Origin of the sequence: Metapseudomonas phytobenefica, assembly GCF_043392685.1 — a bacterium.
Lineage (GTDB): Bacteria > Pseudomonadota > Gammaproteobacteria > Pseudomonadales > Pseudomonadaceae > Metapseudomonas.
The window spans coordinates 1-525 of sequence record NZ_JBHZGM010000101.1 but is presented as its reverse complement, the minus strand read 5'-3'; the positions used below and the strand labels follow the sequence as shown (position 1 = coordinate 525).

The following is a 525-nucleotide window of genomic DNA, read 5'->3' as shown; positions in this document are numbered from 1 at the left end:
TGAGCAGGTAGGCGCAGGCTTTCAGCAGCAGCGGCAGGACGGTCAGCTTGACGCCGGCCTTCTCTGCCACGGCCTTCTGGGCCACACGGAAAGCTTCCAGCTCGGTGATATCGGCCGAATCGAACTGGGTCACGTGCGGGACGTTGAGCCAGCTGCGGTGCAGGTTGGTGGCGCCGACCTGCATCAGGCGGGTCATCGCCACTTCTTCGATTTCACCGAACTTGCTGAAGTCCACCGCCGGGATCGGCGGGATGCCCGCACCACCGCTGGCGCCGGCGGCAGCGGCCGGGGCTTCCTTGGCCTTCTGCAGCATGGCCTTGACGTGGGCTTGCACGTCTTCCTTCAGCACGCGGCCGTGCGGGCCGGTGGCCTGGACCTCGGACAGCTCGACGCCGAATTCGCGGGCCAGTTGGCGAACCGCCGGACCTGCGTGGACCTTGGCGCCGCTGGAGCGGGCCGGTACGCCGGTGGTTTTCGCGGCGGCGGCGGCCAGCGCGGCGATGGCCGAGACCTCGGCAGCCGCGA

Annotated in this window: 1 protein-coding gene; it reads right to left on the bottom strand. The window is 69.3% G+C overall.

Going from position 1 to position 525, the window contains the following annotated elements; genetic code table 11:
* A partial coding sequence (locus tag ACFW0B_RS25935) for an E3 binding domain-containing protein (RefSeq protein WP_449151817.1) occupies positions 1-525 on the bottom strand: 525 nt, incomplete at both ends.